This window comes from uncultured Sphingomonas sp., from assembly GCF_964237155.1.
Classification (GTDB): Bacteria; Pseudomonadota; Alphaproteobacteria; order Sphingomonadales; family Sphingomonadaceae; genus Sphingomonas.
Genome location: NZ_CAXSHH010000058.1, coordinates 1 through 15526, shown reverse-complemented (window position 1 = coordinate 15526; position 15526 = coordinate 1). Strand labels below are relative to the sequence as shown.

General features: G+C 68.8%; 17 protein-coding genes and 1 tRNA gene. 7 read left to right on the top strand and 11 right to left on the bottom strand.

What is annotated here, in order from left to right; translation table 11 throughout:
• The 8 genes from ACFE71_RS11845 to gap all read right to left on the bottom strand — a co-directional run.
• A partial coding sequence (locus ACFE71_RS11845; protein ID WP_375428993.1) for a L,D-transpeptidase occupies nucleotides 1–928 on the bottom strand: 928 nt, incomplete at its 3' end.
• Between the two features lie 61 nt (nucleotides 929–989).
• On the bottom strand, nucleotides 990–1682 hold the full coding sequence (gene thiE / locus ACFE71_RS11840; protein ID WP_375428992.1) for a thiamine phosphate synthase: 693 nt from the start codon (nucleotides 1680–1682) through the stop codon (nucleotides 990–992).
• Nucleotides 1679–2587 carry a class I fructose-bisphosphate aldolase gene (locus ACFE71_RS11835; RefSeq protein WP_375428991.1) on the bottom strand — a complete coding sequence of 303 codons (909 nt, stop codon included), beginning with the start codon at nucleotides 2585–2587 and terminating at the stop codon, nucleotides 1679–1681. The genes thiE and ACFE71_RS11835 overlap by 4 nt, the downstream gene beginning before the upstream one ends.
• A 78-nt stretch (nucleotides 2588–2665) precedes the next feature.
• Nucleotides 2666–2992 (bottom strand): type II toxin-antitoxin system PemK/MazF family toxin, encoded by a 327-nt coding sequence (locus tag ACFE71_RS11830; protein WP_375428990.1) that lies wholly within the window; start codon nucleotides 2990–2992, stop codon nucleotides 2666–2668.
• Nucleotides 2989–3243 (bottom strand): ribbon-helix-helix protein, CopG family, encoded by a 255-nt coding sequence (locus ACFE71_RS11825; protein ID WP_375428989.1) that lies wholly within the window; start codon nucleotides 3241–3243, stop codon nucleotides 2989–2991. Before ACFE71_RS11825 ends, ACFE71_RS11830 begins: the two co-directional genes overlap by 4 nt.
• Before the next feature lie 56 nt (nucleotides 3244–3299).
• Complete coding sequence (locus tag ACFE71_RS11820; protein WP_375428988.1) at nucleotides 3300–4487, bottom strand: phosphoglycerate kinase; 1188 nt, start codon at nucleotides 4485–4487, stop codon at nucleotides 3300–3302.
• A complete protein-coding gene (locus tag ACFE71_RS11815) occupies nucleotides 4484–4948 on the bottom strand; it encodes an MOSC domain-containing protein (protein ID WP_375428987.1) in 465 nt (154 codons plus the stop codon). Before ACFE71_RS11815 ends, ACFE71_RS11820 begins: the two co-directional genes overlap by 4 nt.
• 136 nt (nucleotides 4949–5084) lie before the next feature.
• Nucleotides 5085–6092, bottom strand: a complete 1008-nt coding sequence (gap, locus tag ACFE71_RS11810; protein WP_375428986.1) for a type I glyceraldehyde-3-phosphate dehydrogenase — start codon at nucleotides 6090–6092, stop codon at nucleotides 5085–5087.
• A 190-nt stretch (nucleotides 6093–6282) separates the two neighbouring features.
• Here gap and ACFE71_RS11805 point away from each other — a divergent pair, with 190 nt between their 5' ends.
• From ACFE71_RS11805 to ACFE71_RS11790, 4 genes are all read left to right on the top strand, one after another.
• Nucleotides 6283–6474, top strand: coding sequence for a hypothetical protein (locus ACFE71_RS11805; RefSeq protein ID WP_375428985.1), 192 nt, complete (start codon nucleotides 6283–6285; stop codon nucleotides 6472–6474).
• On the top strand, nucleotides 6474–6779 hold the full coding sequence (locus ACFE71_RS11800; protein WP_375428984.1) for a cell division protein ZapA: 306 nt from the start codon (nucleotides 6474–6476) through the stop codon (nucleotides 6777–6779). The genes ACFE71_RS11805 and ACFE71_RS11800 overlap by 1 nt, the downstream gene beginning before the upstream one ends.
• A gap of 181 nt (nucleotides 6780–6960) precedes the next feature.
• Nucleotides 6961–7497, top strand: a complete 537-nt coding sequence (locus ACFE71_RS11795) for a 5-formyltetrahydrofolate cyclo-ligase (RefSeq protein ID WP_375428983.1) — start codon at nucleotides 6961–6963, stop codon at nucleotides 7495–7497.
• Complete coding sequence (locus ACFE71_RS11790) at nucleotides 7494–7700, top strand: DUF2842 domain-containing protein (protein ID WP_375428982.1); 207 nt, start codon at nucleotides 7494–7496, stop codon at nucleotides 7698–7700. The genes ACFE71_RS11795 and ACFE71_RS11790 overlap by 4 nt, the downstream gene beginning before the upstream one ends.
• Before the next feature lie 133 nt (nucleotides 7701–7833).
• Here ACFE71_RS11790 and ACFE71_RS11785 read toward each other — a convergent pair.
• Nucleotides 7834–7910: transfer RNA gene (locus tag ACFE71_RS11785), tRNA-Asp, on the bottom strand.
• A 42-nt stretch (nucleotides 7911–7952) separates the two neighbouring features.
• On the bottom strand, nucleotides 7953–9194 hold the full coding sequence (locus tag ACFE71_RS11780) for an AI-2E family transporter (protein ID WP_375428981.1): 1242 nt from the start codon (nucleotides 9192–9194) through the stop codon (nucleotides 7953–7955).
• A gap of 56 nt (nucleotides 9195–9250) precedes the next feature.
• Between ACFE71_RS11780 and glpK the strand changes: the two genes are divergently transcribed.
• A complete protein-coding gene (glpK, locus tag ACFE71_RS11775) occupies nucleotides 9251–10708 on the top strand; it encodes a glycerol kinase GlpK (RefSeq protein ID WP_375428980.1) in 1458 nt (485 codons plus the stop codon).
• A 37-nt stretch (nucleotides 10709–10745) separates the two neighbouring features.
• Here the strand turns inward: glpK and ACFE71_RS11770 are convergent, their stop codons facing one another.
• Entirely contained in the window at nucleotides 10746–12476 is a 1731-nt protein-coding gene (locus ACFE71_RS11770; RefSeq protein WP_375428994.1) for a class I adenylate-forming enzyme family protein, read from the bottom strand.
• A 147-nt stretch (nucleotides 12477–12623) separates the two neighbouring features.
• Here ACFE71_RS11770 and ACFE71_RS11765 point away from each other — a divergent pair, with 147 nt between their 5' ends.
• Together ACFE71_RS11765 and ACFE71_RS11760 are read left to right on the top strand one after the other, a co-directional pair.
• Nucleotides 12624–13844: a serine hydrolase domain-containing protein gene (locus tag ACFE71_RS11765; RefSeq protein WP_375428979.1), complete on the top strand. Its 1221-nt coding sequence runs from the start codon at nucleotides 12624–12626 to the stop codon at nucleotides 13842–13844.
• 23 nt (nucleotides 13845–13867) lie between these two features.
• Nucleotides 13868–15526: 3-hydroxyacyl-CoA dehydrogenase NAD-binding domain-containing protein (locus tag ACFE71_RS11760; RefSeq protein WP_375428978.1), on the top strand; the 1659-nt coding region annotated here is incomplete at its 3' end.

Genomic DNA, 15526 nt, shown 5'->3' with positions numbered 1-15526 from the left:
GGCCGATCTGGTGCGGCTCGGCGGTGCCGTGGATGCCGTAATGCTCCTTCGACAGGTCGATCCACACCACGCCGACCGGGTTGTTCGGCCCCGGCGGAATGACCTGAGCCGCCTTGGAATCGTCCACCTTCTTCAGGATCTTGGGATTGAACTTCCAGTCCGGCATCGGCGAGATCGACAGCACCTTCCACGTGCCGAGCGGCAACGGGTCGGTCGACGATCCCATGGTCGCCTGGAACTGCGCGACCAGCTTGCCTTGTCCGTCCAGCACCCGGAGCACCGCGTCCGACTTGTCGACGACGATCTTCTCGCCCTTGGGTTGGTTCGCGTCGACATTGAGCTGGCTCAGCATCGCGCGCCATTCGGGCTTGGCCGTCTCGGGATAAGCGCGCGAGGACGGCAGCGCGTTCGGCACCATGATCGCCTGACCCGCCACTAGCCGTGTGCCGGGCGGGTTCATCGCCACCAGTATCTCGGGCGTCGTGTGGAACATCTCCGCGATCTTCTCGATCGGCGCGCGGTAGGCCATCGCCTGCAGCTTGGCCTGCTGCTCCGGCTCCTTCGGGATCGCGGTGAACGGGCCCGCGAGCGCCGTCTCCGTCAGCCTAAGCTCGCGCGTCGGCCGCATGGCCTTGTACCGGCTCAAGGCGGCCAATGTCGGGCGATCCATCTCGCCCGTCACCTTCATGCCCCGGCTCTCCTGGAACCCCTTGAGCGCCGCCGTCAGCGACATCCCCGTCCGCCCGTCGAGCACGCCCGGCGAGAAGCCGAGATGGTCGAGGATGACCTGGACGTGCAGGATCGACCGGTCGATCTTCACGGCCTCTCTCGCCTTCGGAGCGGCCGGTCGCGCCGCTTGCTGCGCGGTCGCCACGCTCATCCCCACCGTCGCGACCGAAGCCGCCAAGATCAATCCGATGCGCTTCACGCCTACTCTCCACTAACCCATGTGTTGAACGAAACGACCGGCCCCCCGATTGGGTCCGGCCTCAACGTCCGCCTAGAACGTCGGCGAACCCGCGCACCGCCAGGGTCTCGTCGCCGTCCCACACCGCGCCCGACACCGCCAGGAAGTCCGCGCCCGCCTCGACCAGGCCCGGCGCGTTGGCGGGCGTGATCCCGCCGATCGCCACGCAGGGCAGCTCGAACAGCGCGCCCCACCAGCTCAGGATCGACGGCTCGGGCCGATGCTCCGCCTCCTTGGTCGCCGACGGAAAGAACGCCCCGAACGCGACGTAATCCGCCCCGGCCTCCCCAGCGCTCATGGCCAAATGGCGGCTGTCGTGGCACGTCACCCCGATCTGCACGTCGGGGCCCAGCACGTCACGCGCCTCGCGCGGATCGCCGCCCCCCTGCCCAAGATGCACCCCGTCCGCCCCCAACCGCTTGGCGAGGCTGACCGAATCGTTGACGATGAAGGCGACATCCCGCTCGGCGCAGATCGCCTGGAGCGGTTCGGCCAACCGCGCCGCCGCATGCTGGTCGATGTCCTTCACCCGGAACTGAAATGCCGCGACCGGCCCGGCGTCCAGCGCCCGCGCCAGCCGATCGGGAAACCCGCCTCCGACCTCCAACGGCGAGACGAGGTACAACTGGCACGCCGGCCGCTTCCCGCTCCGCCGGAACGCTACCGCGAAGTCCGGATCGAGCGGGCCCAACGGATCGTCGGCATGGGCGCTCACTCCTCGCCCTTGTAGATCCGCACCAGCTTGGCGAGCATCGCCACCGCTTCCTCGCGCGGGCGCTGGAAGGTGTTGCGGCCGATGATCGACCCGTTGCCGCCGCCGTCGCGGATGTCGCGCGCGTCCTGATACAGATCGTCCGCGCCCTTCGACGCCCCGCCCGAGAACACGACGATGCGCCGCCCGGCGAAGCACGACTGGACCACATGCTCGACCCGCTTGGCCTGCGTCGACCAGTCGCCGCCCTCGTACATTTTCTTGGCCTCGGCCTGCTCGATGTGACCGGTCGGCAGCTTCACCTTGATGATGTGCGCGCCCAGCAGCGCCGCTATATGCGCGGCGTAGGCCCCGACATCGAGCGCGAGTTCGCCCTCCTTGGACAGCTTGCCGCCGCGCGGGTAGGACCAGATCACCGTGGCGATCCCGACCTCCTTGGCCTCCGCCGACATTTCACGGATCTCATTCATCGCGTCGAACACGCCGTCCGACCCCGGATAGATCGTGAAGCCGATCGCCGAGCAGCCGAGCCGCAGCGCGTCGCCGACCGTCCCCGTCACCGCCGACGCGACGCTCGTCGCCCAGCTGTTCGAACTGTTGACCTTCAGGACCGTCGGGATCTGCCCCGCGAACGTCGCCGCCCCGGCCTCGATCATCCCCAGCGGCGCGGCATAGGCCGACAGCCCCGCATCGACCGCGATCTGGAAATGGTAATGCGGATCGTACGCCGCCGGATTGACCGAGAAGCTGCGCGCGGGCCCATGCTCGAACCCCTGATCGACCGGCAGGATCACGAGCTTGCCCGTGCCGCCGAGCTCGCCCTGCATCAGGATGCGCGCGAGGTTGGCCTTCACGCCGGGATTGTCGGACTCGTAGTTGGCGAGAATGGCCTTTACTTGTGGCGTCATCGTGATCTCTCTTCTCTATATTCGGCGACTTGGATGGCTGTTAGCCGGACCGGATTGTAGGGGCAACGCCGGCGGACGTCACAAATCGAGCCAGAGTTTTAGCCCTCGGTCGACGGCCGCCATGCTGGCCGCGGGCATGAACCCGACATGCCGACGTATGCGGATTTTGCGTAACGTCGTGATCCGGTCGACTTCGACCTCGCTTGGGTCGTCCAGTCCAGTGGTCGAATCGGCGACAAGCGGGATGCGGAGATCGCCCGGCCCGAGCAGGACCGTCGTGATCGGGCAGACCGTCACGGTGGCGCTGTCCGGCAACGTCGTCTCTCGCTGTACGATCACATAGGGCCGTGGCTTTCCCGTGAAATCGCCGCGCTGCGCACCGATGACGATGTCCCCGCGCTTCAAGCGGCGCGGCTCGTGACCGCGCAGGCCTCCTCGGCATTGATCAGCTCCTCCAAATCGTCGACCGACGCGTCGAGCTCGTCCAGATCGCTCTCGGAGGTAAGCGCAGCGATCCTGCGTACCTCGGCGATCAACGCCTCGTCATCGTCGGCATGCCGCAGGTACGACCTCAGCGCGTCCCGGACCAAGTCGCTCTTTGTCCGTCCCTCGCGACGCGCTAACCGCGCCAGCTTGGCCTCGGTGTCGTTGTCCAATCTCAAACCAAGCACCGACACCTCCGTTCAACGATGTTGAACATAAGTCGATGTCACTACCGCGTCAACGCCGCCACCCCCGGTAGCTCGCGCCCTTCCATCCATTCCAGGAACGCGCCGCCCGCCGTCGAGACGAAGGTGAACTGGTCCGCCACCCCCGCATGGTTGAGCGCCGCGACCGTGTCGCCGCCGCCCGCTACCGACACCAGCCCGCCATCGACCGTCAGCGCCCCCGCGATGCGCGCGAGCGCGACGGTCGCCCGGTCGAATGGCGTGGTCTCGAACGCGCCGAGCGGGCCGTTCCAGACCAGCGTGCGGCAGTTCTTCAGCACGTCGCCCAACGCCTCGACCGCCGCCGGGCCGACATCCAGGATCATCTCGTCGGCCGCGACTTCGTGGACGTTGACGGTGCGCGTCGGCGGATCGCTACGGAACTCGGTCGCGACCACCACGTCGTACGGCAGGTGGACGGTGCAGCCCGCCCGCTCGGCGGCCGCCATGATCTCGTCGGCGACGGGCGCGAGATCATGCTCGCACAAGGATTTGCCCACATTCACCCCGCGCGCGGCCAAGAAGGTGTTGGCCATCCCGCCGCCGATGATCAGGTGATCGACCTTGGCGACCAGGTGCCTCAGCACGTCGAGCTTGCTCGACACCTTGGCCCCGCCGACCACGGCCGCGACCGGATGCTCGGGAGACCCCAGCGCCTTCGCCAGCGCGTCGAGCTCCGCCTCCATCGCCCGACCGGCGAAGGCGGGCAGCAAGTGCGCAAGCCCCTCGGTCGAAGCATGCGCGCGATGCGCGGCCGAAAAGGCATCGTTGACGTACAGCTCGCCCAGACTCGCGAAGCGCTCGACGACTTGCGGGTCGTTCTTCTCCTCGCCCGGGAAGAAGCGTGTATTCTCGAGCAGGGCGATGTCGCCCGGGCTGAGCATCGCGATCGCCGCCTCCGCGCTGCCCCAATCGACGAAGCGCACCGATCGCCCGAGCACCTGTTCGTAGGCCTTGGTGACGAGCGCCAGCGAGAACTCCGGACCCGGCGCCTTGGGTCGGCCAAAATGCGCGAGCACCAACACGATCGCGCCCCGGTCCGCCAACTCGCCGACCGTCGCCAGCGTCGCACGCAACCGCGTATCGTCCGCCACCGCGCCGCCCGCCATGGGCACGTTCAGGTCCTCGCGGACGAGCACGCGCTTGCCCGCGACATCGCCCATATCGTCCAGCGTCTTGAATGGCCTGGTCATGGTTCTTGTGTCCTAATCACATCGCCGACGTCGAGGTTTCCGCCGGCGATCACGCGCGCGCATATCCCGCCCCGCCAATCGCGCGCCAGCGCCGCGAACAGGCCGGGCGCCAGCAGCTCCATGCGCTCGCACGGATCGGTCTCGCGCGTCACCTCCAGCACCACATCGCGGCCGAGCCGCAGCAGCGATCCGGGCGTCCTCGGCAGCTCCAAGCCATCCACGAGCAGGTTGCACCGTCGCTCCCACCAGGGAAGATCACGCCCGACTTCCGCCATCGCCGCATCCCAGGCCGACCGCTCGATCAACGTGACCTGCCGCTTGCCCGCCGTACCCGGCTTGCGCACGCCGCGGTGGTCGCCCGCGATCCCGCCCGCGCAACTGACCTCCGCCGACGCGATCACCTCGACCGGCGCCTTCACGTACGCGTGCCGGGCGATCCCCCCGACGACGCCGATGCTCACATCCAGCGACCGACACGTTTGTCCGAACTCCGCCTTCATCCCGAGCGTGCCCCAACCCGGTATCCGACCCCCGCCGGATACTCCCCGTCATGGAGAGTGACGATAAGCGTATGGTCGCGCAAGCAGCGTTAATTGTTCAAAGGAACTTGGCCATCGCCGTCGCGGTATCGACCATGCGGTTCGAGAACCCCCATTCATTGTCATACCAGCTGACCACGCGCACCAGCTTGCCGTCGATCACCGCCGTCTCCAGGCTGTCGACCGTCGACGAGGCGGGGGTGTGGACGATGTCGATCGAGACCAGCGGCTCGTCCGAATAGACCAGCACGCCGACCATCGGGCCGCTCTCGGCGGCGGCCTTCAGGATGGCATTCACCTCGTCGCGCGTCGTGTCGCGCGTGGGCTGGAAGGTAAGGTCGACCAGGCTGCCGTCGGGCACGGGGACTCGTACCGCCGACCCGTCCAGCTTGCCCTTCAGCTCGGGGAGCACCTCGCCCACCGCGCGCGCCGCGCCGGTGGTGGTCGGGATCATCGACATGCCCGCCGCCCGCGCGCGGCGCAGGTCGGGATGGATTTGGTCGAGGATCTTCTGGTCGTTGGTGTAGGCGTGGATCGTCGTCATCAGCCCCCGCTCGATCCCGATCGCGTCGTTCAGCACCTTGGCGACCGGCGCCAGGCAGTTGGTTGTGCAGGACGCGTTCGATACGATCGCGTGCTCGGCGCTGAGCTTGTCGTGGTTGACCCCGTAGACGACCGTCAGGTCGACGCCCTTGGCCGGCGCCGAGATCAGCACCTTATTGGCGCCCGCCGCGATGTGCTTGCCCGCCGACTCGCGGTCGGTGAAGAAGCCGGTGCATTCCATCACCAGATCGACGCCCAGCTCGCGGTGCGGCAGGTTGGCCGGATCGCGCTCGGCGGTGACGCGGATGCGCTTGCCGTCGATCACCAGGTCCTGACCGTCGGCGGCGACCTCGCCCGGATAGCGGCCATGAACGCTGTCGCGGCTGAACAGCCAGGCGTTCGACTTGGCATCGGCCAGGTCGTTGATCGCGACCAGCTCCAGCTCGCCTTCCTTCTCCAACATCGCGCGTGCGACGAGCCGGCCGATGCGACCGAAGCCGTTGATCGCAACCTTGATGGTCATCTAAGTATCTCCCGTAAGTCGTTGTGAACGCTTATTCGGCACGGATGAGGAACCGCGAGTATAGGTCAGGTTCTTCCGGTTCTCGCGCTTGACCGAAGCCTTTGCGGGTCGGCGGCCCCGGCTGTCAACACCGCCTCCACCGGCCGCTTTCCCGCTTGTGGACCGCCTCGCGTTTGCTAAGCCCGCCGCCATGACCGACCCCCGCCCCCATGCGATCCCGGCCGCGACCCGGATCGACGCGGCGCTCGCCCGCATCGAGGCCGCGATCGACGCCCGCGCCCACGCCGCCGACGCGCTCGCCCGCCGCCACGCCGCCCTGAAGGCGCGAATGGCCGAGGCGGTGACCGCGCTCGACGACGTCATCTCGCGCGGGACCGTTTGATGGCGCAGGTCACGCTATCGTTTGGCGGCCGCGCGCACCTCGTCGCCTGTCGCGAGGGCGAGGAGGCGCGCGTCCAGCAGCTCGGCGCCATGATCGAGGAGCGTTGGCCCGTCGCCGCGCGCGCGGGCGGCGGCTCGTACGAACGCACCTTCCTTTATGTCGGCCTGATGCTCGCCGACGCGCTCGACGAGGCGGAGAACCGCCCCCTTCCCGACAACCTGGTCAGCGAGGACGAGCTCGCCGGGATCGCCGCCCGCCTCGAATCGCTCGCGGGCACCCTTGAGCAAAGCGGCCCGGCGTCCTAAGTCGATCGGCGGCGGGTACTGCCCGGTGCGAGTCCAGCATAATCCCTGAGGCTATTCATCATCCACGGGAGCTGTCCCTGCGCGGATCCTGGTCCGTCGTACATGGTTCCTATCTGACGTACCAAGCGTCAGCGGATATCAGGGCAAACGGCCATGGCGGTCCCGTCACCCGCCCCGATCCATGACCGACAAGGCGGCCCTGCGCCTGCGAATGCGCGCCGCGCGCCTTCGCTTCGCGCCCGCCGAAGCCATCCGGGTCGACCCGGCCTTCTTGGTCCGCCTGCGGCCCGGCCAAGTCATCGCGAGCTACCGCCCGACCGGCGGCGAGGCCGATCCCGGGCCGCTCGAGCGGGCGGCGATCACGGCCGGATGCGTCCTCGCCCTGCCCCGGATCGTCGATCGCGCGACGCCGCTCCGCTTCCTCGCCTGGACGCCCGGCCAGCCGCTCGACATCGGCCCGTTCGGCCTCGAACAGCCGCCCACGCACGCCGCCGAACTCGTTCCCGCCATCATCCTCACGCCGCTGGTGGCCTTCGACCGCGCGGGCGGGCGGCTAGGTCAAGGAATGGGCTACTACGACCGTTGCTTCATCCTACATCGCGACAGCTGGCGCGTCGGCGTGGCCTGGTCGGTCCAGGAAACTCCACGCGTCCCCGTCGACCCCTGGGATGTTCCCTGCCACGCGGTCGCGACCGAAAAGGAGTGGATCACGCCATGACGCCGACCTTGCGCAAGCCCGTCGGGGCGCTCGCGATCATCGGGCTCATCATCGTCTGGGCGGTGATCATCGCCAGCCTGTCCTCGATCGTCGGCGGCTGGCACTGGGTCGCCCAGCTCGCCTTCTATACCGTCGCCGGCGTCGTCTGGATCCTGCCGCTCAAGCCGCTGCTGCTCTGGATGGAGACGGGACGACTACGGTAGGGCACGGCGGGTAATTGAAGGAAGTCTGGACAGCGCCGCGGCGAAGCCGCGTCGTCGGACGAGGCGGGTGCCTCGCCGGCCGCGCTTGCGCGTCTTTACGGATGCTTCGCCGCCGCCATGCGCGCTTCGCGCTTGGCGCGAGTGACGGGGCTCGAACCCGCGACCTCCGGCGTGACAGGCCGGCGCTCTAACCAACTGAGCTACACCCGCTTGTAAAGCGAGGCGGCCGAATATGCGGGGGCGGTCGGAGTGTCAACGCTCTTCGGCGTCGGCCCGGGCATCCGGCTCCGGATCGCCCGCGCGCCGCTCGCGCCGGACAAGCGTACCGTGCTCGAACAGGAAGCCCGCGATGTCGGGCTTGCCCGCCGCGCCGAGCACCGTCTGCAGGATGATGAGCAAGGGCACCGCCAGCAATGCTCCCGACGTCCCCCATACCCACCCCCAGAAACTGAGCGACACCAGGATCAGCACCGGGCTGATCGTCAATCGGTGCCCGACTATCAGCGGCGTGATCGCGTTCGCCTCGACCAGATGCAGACCCACCATGATGGCAGGGGGCAACAACGCCAGCCAGATGTCGGTGAAGGTCATCAATCCGCCGATCGCGAGCAGCAGCGCCGCGATCACCGGTCCGAAATACGGGATGTAGTTCAACAGGACGACGATCCCGCCCCACATGAGCGGGTAGGGCATGCCGATCAGATGGAGTGCCAGCGCGACGATCAATCCCAAGGCGATGTTGATGAAGGTGATCGTGCCCAGATAGGCCGACACGTCGTCGACCACGTCCTGGATCACCCGCGCGGTCGCCATCGCGCCGTTGAAGCTCGCCCGGTTGGTGATCGTCCGCCGCCGCATGCCGGTCCAGCCCGACAGGAAGAAGAACACGACCAGGATGGCGAAGAAGAACTGGATGATGGCGGCGGGCGCCGAAGTGGCGGCGAGTTCCAGGATCGACCCCGGCGGCGCGACCGCGGAGGCCTGGGGCCGACGCGCCGGGGTGGACGCGATCTGGCGCAAGGTCCGGTTGGCGTAGCGTTCGAGGTTGGAATACACGTCGAGCAGCGGCTGGAGATTGGCCTGGATACGGTTGATCCGCGACGGCAACAGCTGGAAGAAGTCGGTCGCGGGCACGATGATCGCCGCCAGCGCGACGTTGGCGGCGACGAGGAACAGCAGCACGCACGACAGCGCCGCGAGCGACGACGGCACGCGCCGCCGCTCCAGCCATTCGAGCAGGGGTACGAGCGCGACCGCGACGACCAGGGCGGCGGTGAGCGGCAGGAAGAACTCCGCCCCGGCCTTGAGCGCGAAAGGCAGCCCGAGCATCAGCCCGGCCCCCGCCGTCAGCGTCAGTGCGGCGAGCAGCCGGTCGCGCCGCATCGCGACCCGCATCGCATCCTCGGCCGTCACGCCCGCAGGCAACCCGAACGCCGAGTCCGCGGCATCGTCCAGGATGGTCGGGGGCAGCAGTTCTGGGTCGCGGTCGGCCATGGCCGGGGAGCTTAGCGCGGTTTACGCGGGCCGGGTATCCCGCCTAACCTGTCCCGATGGGCGAATATCTGCTGGTCATCGACGAGGGGACCACATCGACGCGCGCGATGCTGTTCCGGCCGACGGGCGAGTGCGTCGCCAGCGAGGCCGCGCCGCTGACGCAGGGCTACCCCCGCCCCGGCTGGGTCGAGCACGACGCCGCCGAGATCTGGGGGCGGTCGCTTCGGGTAGCGGGCACCATCGTGGCGGGCGCGGGCGGGCCGGAACGGATCGCGGCGATCGGCGTGACCAACCAGCGTGAGACGGTGGTGTTCTGGGATCGGGATACGGGCGAGCCGCTGGCGCCCGCGATCGTCTGGCAGGATCGCCGCACCGCCGACCGGTGCCGGGCGCTGCGCGATGCGGGGCACGAGGCGATGGTGCAGGCCAGGACGGGATTGCTGCTCGACCCGTACTTTTCCGGCTCCAAGATCGGCTGGGCGATGCGCGAATGGCCCGAGCTGGCGGCGGCGGGCGACCGGCTCGCGGTCGGCACCGTCGAGAGCTGGCTCGTCTGGAAGCTGACGGGCGGGCTCCACCTCACCGACGCGACCAACGCCGGCCGGACCGCGCTCATGGACCTGGAAACGGGCGGGTGGGGCGACGGCCTCCTCGACCTGTTCGGCGTCCCCCGCGCCGTCCTGCCCGAGATCGTCGACTGCGCCGGTCGCTTCGGCGAGACCCGCGCCTTTGGGTCGCCCATCCCGATCCGTGGATTGGTGGGCGACCAGCAGGCGGCATCGATCGGCCAGGCCTGCCTCGAGCCCGGCGAGACCAAGGCGACGTTCGGCACGGGCGCGTTCATCCTGACCCATACGGGTCGCAAGCTGGCTTCGGACCACCGGCTTCTGTCCACCGTCGCCTGGCAGCTCGGCGGCGAGCGCGCCTACGCGCTGGAGGGATCGGTGTTCGTGGCGGGGAGCCTGGTCCAGTGGCTTCGCGACGCGCTCGGCCTGATTGGGACGGCCGCCGAGACGGAGGCGCTCGCGCGGAGCGTCCCCGACAATGCCGGCGTGTACCTTGTCCCCGCGCTGTCGGGCCTCGGCGCGCCCTGGTGGCGACCCGACGCGCGCGGCAGCCTGTCGGGGCTGAGCTTCTCCGCCACCCGCGCGCATGTCGCGCGCGCCGCGCTCGAGGCGCAGTGCTACCAGGCGCACGATCTGAAAACCGCCTTCGCCGCCGACGGTCAGGACTGGGCCAGCCTTCGCATCGACGGCGGCATGGTCGCGAACGACTGGCTGGCTCAGGATCTCGCCGACATTCTCGCCCTCCCCGTCGAACGCCCGCGCTTCACCGAGACCACAGCGCTCGGCGCGGCGATGCTGGCGGGGATCGGCGTCGGCCTGTTCGCGACGCTGGACGAGGCGACGACCATGCGCGGCGAGATCGAGCGGTTCGAGCCCGCAATCGGCGCGCACGAGCGCGAGGCGCGGCTCGCGGGCTGGCGCCACGCGGTGAAGCGCGTCCTCCGATGATGTGACCCTCTCCCGCACAAGCGGGAGAGGGCGGCGCTCAAGCCGCCGCGCGGTCCTCGAACAGCGCCTTCAGGTCGCGTTTCAGGATCTTGCCGTTGGCGTTCCTCGGCAGCACCTCGGCCACGAAACGGATCGCGACGGGGGTCTTGAACACCGCCAGGTGCTTCTTGACCCAGGCCTGGAGCTCGGCCTCGGTCGCCTCCGCGCCCGGCGCGAGATGGACGACGGCGGCGGGTTCCTCGCCGAGCGTCCGGTGCGGGAGCCCGATCAGCGCGCAATCGGTCACCGCCGGATGCGCGTAGAGGCAGTTCTCCACCTCGGTCGAGTATATGTTCTCGCCGCCCCGGATGACGATGTCCTTCGCGCGGTCGACGACGTAACAGAAACCCTCGTCATCCAGCCGCGCGAGGTCGCCCGTGCGGATCCAGCCGTCCACGAAGGTCGCGGCCGTCGCGTCGGGCTTGTTCCAATATCCGCGCACGATCATCGGCCCGCGCGCCCATAGTTCGCCGACGTTGCCCGGCGGCGCCTCGGTCCGGCCCTCCTCGTCCATGATCTTCAGGTCGGCGGTCGCGACTGGCGGGCCGGCGCTGGTCGGACGGTTCAGGTAATCCTCGCCCGCGTGGCTGGTGACCGTCGCCATCGTCTCGGTCATGCCCCAGCCGTTGCCGGGCATCGCGCCGAACTCGGCATGGATGCGCGTCACCAGATCGGGCGCGGACGGGGCGCCGCCATACAGGATCGTCTCGATCGAGGAGAGGTCGTAGTTCGCACGGTCGGGATGCTCGAGCAGCTGCCAGGCGATCGTCGGCACGCCGCCGGTCATGTTGACGCGCTCGCGCTCGATGATCTCGAACGCGCGTACCGTGTCCCATTTGCGCATGAAGACCATCGACGATCCGCTCGCCATCGCGGCCATCAGGGTGGCGCTGCACGCGGTCACATGGAACAGCGGGATCACGAGCAGCATCACCTTGGGCGCCGGCGCGACGGGCGAAATCTCGCCCCGGCGCAGCAGCGTCCGCGCGGACGAATAGCCGCTCGACATGATGTTGGTCGTCAGGTTGCGATGCGTGCCGAGCGCGCCCTTGGGCGCGCCGGTCGTGCCGCTGGTGTAGAAGATCGTCGCGTCGTCGTCGGGCGCGATCGTCGGGACGGGGAGGTCGCGGTCCGGCAACGCGTGCCATTCGCCCGGCGCGCCGACGACATCCTCCAACCGCGACGCGACGCCGTCGAGCGGCGTGCTCGCGCGGGTCACGAGCACATGCGCCAGGTCAGGCAGTCGCCGATAGATCTCGACCAGACGAGCATGGCGTTCGTCGTCGACGATCAGCACCTTCGACCCGGAATCCGATAATCCGTATTCGAGCTCCGCGCCCGTCCACCAGGCGTTGAGCGGCACCGCGATCGCGCCGAGGGCCGTGATCGCGAAGAAGCTCGCGACCCATTCGGGCAGGTTGCGCATGGCGAGCGCGACGCGGTCGCCCCGGCCGACGCCCAGGCCCGCCAGATGCCTGGCGAGCGCGGCCGTCGCGCGGTGGTTGGCGTCGTAGCTGACGCGCTCGTCCTCGTAGACGGTGAACACCTTGTCGCCGAACGCGCGCGTCGCCGAGAGCAGCGAGGAGAGCGAGGGCGGCGCGTTCTTCCACACCCGGGTGCGCCGCCCGTCGATCTCCAGCTCCTCCATCTCGAACTTCGCGCCGGGCGCGGTCAGCGCGGCGCGCGCCTGCTCCAACGTCATGGCGGGCCATCCGGCGGGAAGGGGCATCAGGGGTTCGCTGGCCAAGGTCTCATCTCTCCGATCGAAGAACGGGTTTGCGCGAACCCACTTGTCCCCTCCAAGGTTAGAGTTGATCCGCGCGCGGCTCAAGGCCATAGGAGCGCGCGTGTTTGGAAGCAGGGGTATGGACAGGACATGATGATCGCGGACGCGGGCGCGCACGGCTTCAGTCCCGCCCGCCTGGCGCGGATCGACGCGTTCCTGCGCGACCGTTATCTCGACACCGGCCTGCTCCCCAACGCCCAGCTGCTCGTCGCGCGGGACGGCGCGGTGGTCCACTTCTCCAGCCAGGGTACGGCCAGGGAAGGTGGTCCGGCGATCGACGAGGGATCGCTGTTCCGCATCGCGTCGATGACCAAACCGATCACCTCGGTCGCCTTCATGATGCTTGTAGAGGACGGACTGGTCGCGGTCGACACCCCCGTCCATCACGTCCTCCCCGAGTTCAAGGGCATCGGTGTTTATGACGGCGGCGGCGCCGGGCTGCCGTTCCGCACCAAGCCGACCGACGAGCCGATGCGCATGGTCGACCTGCTCCGCCATACCGCGGGCCTGACCTACTCCTTTCAGGACCGCACCAACGTCGACGCGGCCTACCGCGAACGCAGGCTCGACGACTGGCACGGCGAGTATGATATGCGAAGCTTCGTCACCGAACTGGCGAAACTGCCGCTCGAGTTCTCGCCCGGTACGTCGTGGAACTATTCGGTCGCGACCGACGTGCTCGGCGCTGTGATCGAGCAGGTGTCGGGCATGACGCTTGACGCGTTCTTCGCCACCCGCGTCTTCGGGCCGCTCGGGATGGACGACACCTTCTTCCAGGTGCCCGCCGATAAGCTCGACCGGCTGACCGACTGCTACGCCTTCGCGCCGGGCCGGGGCCGCGTCATGTACGATCGGGGCGAGACGAGCGCCTGGAGCCGCGCGCCGAAACTATACTCGGGCGGCGGCGGCCTCGTGTCGACCGCGCGCGACTATCACCGGTTCAACACGATGCTGCTAGGCGGCGGGACGCTGGACGGCGTCCGCATCCTCGGGCGCAAGACCCTGGACCTGATGACGGTCAACCACATCCCCGGGAACGGCGACCTGGCGGGCTGGTCCCGGTCGCTGTTCAGCGAGGCGTCGCTCGCCGGAACGGGCTTCGGGCTCGGCTTCGCGGTCAACATGGACTCCGCGCGTTCGATGGTCCCCGGGTCGGCAGGAGAATTCTACTGGGGCGGCATGTTCTCCACGGGCTTCTTCGTCGATCCCGTCGAGCGGTTGACGATGGTGTTCCTGACCCAGCTGTCGCCGAGCACGCTCTATCCCATCCGCCGCGAGATCAAGACGATGATCTACGCGGCGCTGAACTGATTCGAAATTAGGAGAATACGAACGTGACCTCCCCCATCCGCACCGAGCGCCAAGGCGACATCCTGGTGATCGTTTCCGACAACCCGCCCGTAAACGCGCTCGGCGCGGCCGTCCGCCAGGGGTTGGAGGCCGCGATCACCGAGGGCGTGGGCGACCAGGCCGTGGCGGCCATGGTGATCCGCTGCGAAGGCCGCACCTTCTTCGCGGGGGCGGACATCACCGAATTCGGCAAGCCGATGCAGGAGCCGGGCCTCCCCACCGTCGTCGACATGATCGAGGCGAGCCCCAAGCCCGTCATCGCCGCGATCCACGGCACCGCGCTCGGCGGCGGGTGCGAGATCGCGCTCGGTTGCCACTACCGCGTCGCCGTCCCCTCGGCCAAGCTCGGTGTTCCCGAGGTGAAGCTTGGCCTGCTCCCGGGCGCGGGCGGCACCCAGCGGCTGCCGCGCGTCGCGGGGCTCAAGCTCGCGCTCGAGATGACCGCGACGGGCAACCCGATCGCGGCCAAGCGCGCCCACGAGGCCGGGCTGGTCGACAGGATCGTCGGCGAGGGCGACGAAGGAGCCCTGGAGGCCGACGCGGTCGCGTTCGCCAGGGAGATCGCCGCCGCGCGCCCGATCCCGCGCGCGAGCGAGCGGACGGTCGCGGCCGACCCGGCCGTCGTGGCGGCGTTCACCAAGGAGAACGCCCGCAAGTTCCGCGGCTTCGACGCCCCCGCCGCCAACATCGCCTGCGTCGTCAAGGCGACCGAGGTACCCTTTCAGGAAGGCATCCAGTTCGAGCGGCAGGAGTTCATGCGCTTGATGATGGGCGTCCAGTCCGCCGCGCAACGCCACATCTTCTTCGCCGAGCGCCAGGCCGCCAAGATCGACGACGTCCCCGCCGACACGCAGCTTCGCCCCATCAACAAGGTCGGCGTAATCGGCGCGGGCACGATGGGCGGCGGCATCTCGATGAACTTCCTGACCGCGGGCATCCCCGTCACCATCGTCGAGATGCAGGCCGAGGCGCTGGAGCGCGGCGCGGCCGTCATCCGCAAGAATTACGAGGCGACCGCGGCGAAGGGCCGGATGAAGCCCGAACAGGTCGAAGCCGCCATGGCCGCGCTCACCCCCACGCTCGACTTGTCCGCGCTCGCCGATTGCGACCTGATCATCGAGGCCGTCTATGAGAGCATGGACGTGAAGAAGGAGATTTTCGGCAAGCTCGACGCGATCTGCAAGCCCGGCGCGATCCTGGCGTCGAACACGTCGTACCTCGACATCGACGAGATCGCCGCCTCCACCTCGCGGCCCGGCGACGTGGTGGGGATGCACTTCTTCTCGCCCGCCAACGTCATGAAGCTGCTGGAGGTCGTGCGCGGCGACGCGACCGCGCCCGACGTGCTCGCCACCGTGATGGCGCTGGCCAAGAAGATCGGCAAGGTCGCGGTGGTGGCCGGCGTCACCTACGGCTTCATCGGCAACCGCATGCTGATGCCGCGCCAGCTTGAGGCCAACAAGCTGCTGATGGAGGGCGCGACCCCCGAACAGATCGATCGCGTCCATGTCGCGTTCGGCATGCCCATGGGCCCGTTCCAGATGGCGGACCTGGCCGGCGTCGACATCGGCTGGCACCGCGACCCGACCCGGATCGAGAACATCCGCGACGCGCTCGCCGCCGAGGGCCGCTGGGGCCAGAAG

Coding starts and splice junctions, on each gene's coding strand:
- ACFE71_RS11820 (WP_375428988.1), bottom strand. CDS start 4,487: ATGACCAGGCCATTCAAGACGCTGGACGATATGGGCGATGTCGCGGGC.
- ACFE71_RS11790 (WP_375428982.1), top strand. CDS start 7,494: ATGACGCCGACCTTGCGCAAGCCCGTCGGGGCGCTCGCGATCATCGGG.
- ACFE71_RS11770 (WP_375428994.1), bottom strand. CDS start 12,476: ATGCCCCTTCCCGCCGGATGGCCCGCCATGACGTTGGAGCAGGCGCGC.
- ACFE71_RS11835 (WP_375428991.1), bottom strand. CDS start 2,587: ATGACGCCACAAGTAAAGGCCATTCTCGCCAACTACGAGTCCGACAAT.
- ACFE71_RS11780 (WP_375428981.1), bottom strand. CDS start 9,194: ATGGCCGACCGCGACCCAGAACTGCTGCCCCCGACCATCCTGGACGAT.
- glpK (WP_375428980.1), top strand. CDS start 9,251: ATGGGCGAATATCTGCTGGTCATCGACGAGGGGACCACATCGACGCGC.
- gap (WP_375428986.1), bottom strand. CDS start 6,092: ATGACCATCAAGGTTGCGATCAACGGCTTCGGTCGCATCGGCCGGCTC.
- ACFE71_RS11795 (WP_375428983.1), top strand. CDS start 6,961: ATGACCGACAAGGCGGCCCTGCGCCTGCGAATGCGCGCCGCGCGCCTT.
- ACFE71_RS11805 (WP_375428985.1), top strand. CDS start 6,283: ATGACCGACCCCCGCCCCCATGCGATCCCGGCCGCGACCCGGATCGAC.
- ACFE71_RS11765 (WP_375428979.1), top strand. CDS start 12,624: ATGATGATCGCGGACGCGGGCGCGCACGGCTTCAGTCCCGCCCGCCTG.
- ACFE71_RS11800 (WP_375428984.1), top strand. CDS start 6,474: ATGGCGCAGGTCACGCTATCGTTTGGCGGCCGCGCGCACCTCGTCGCC.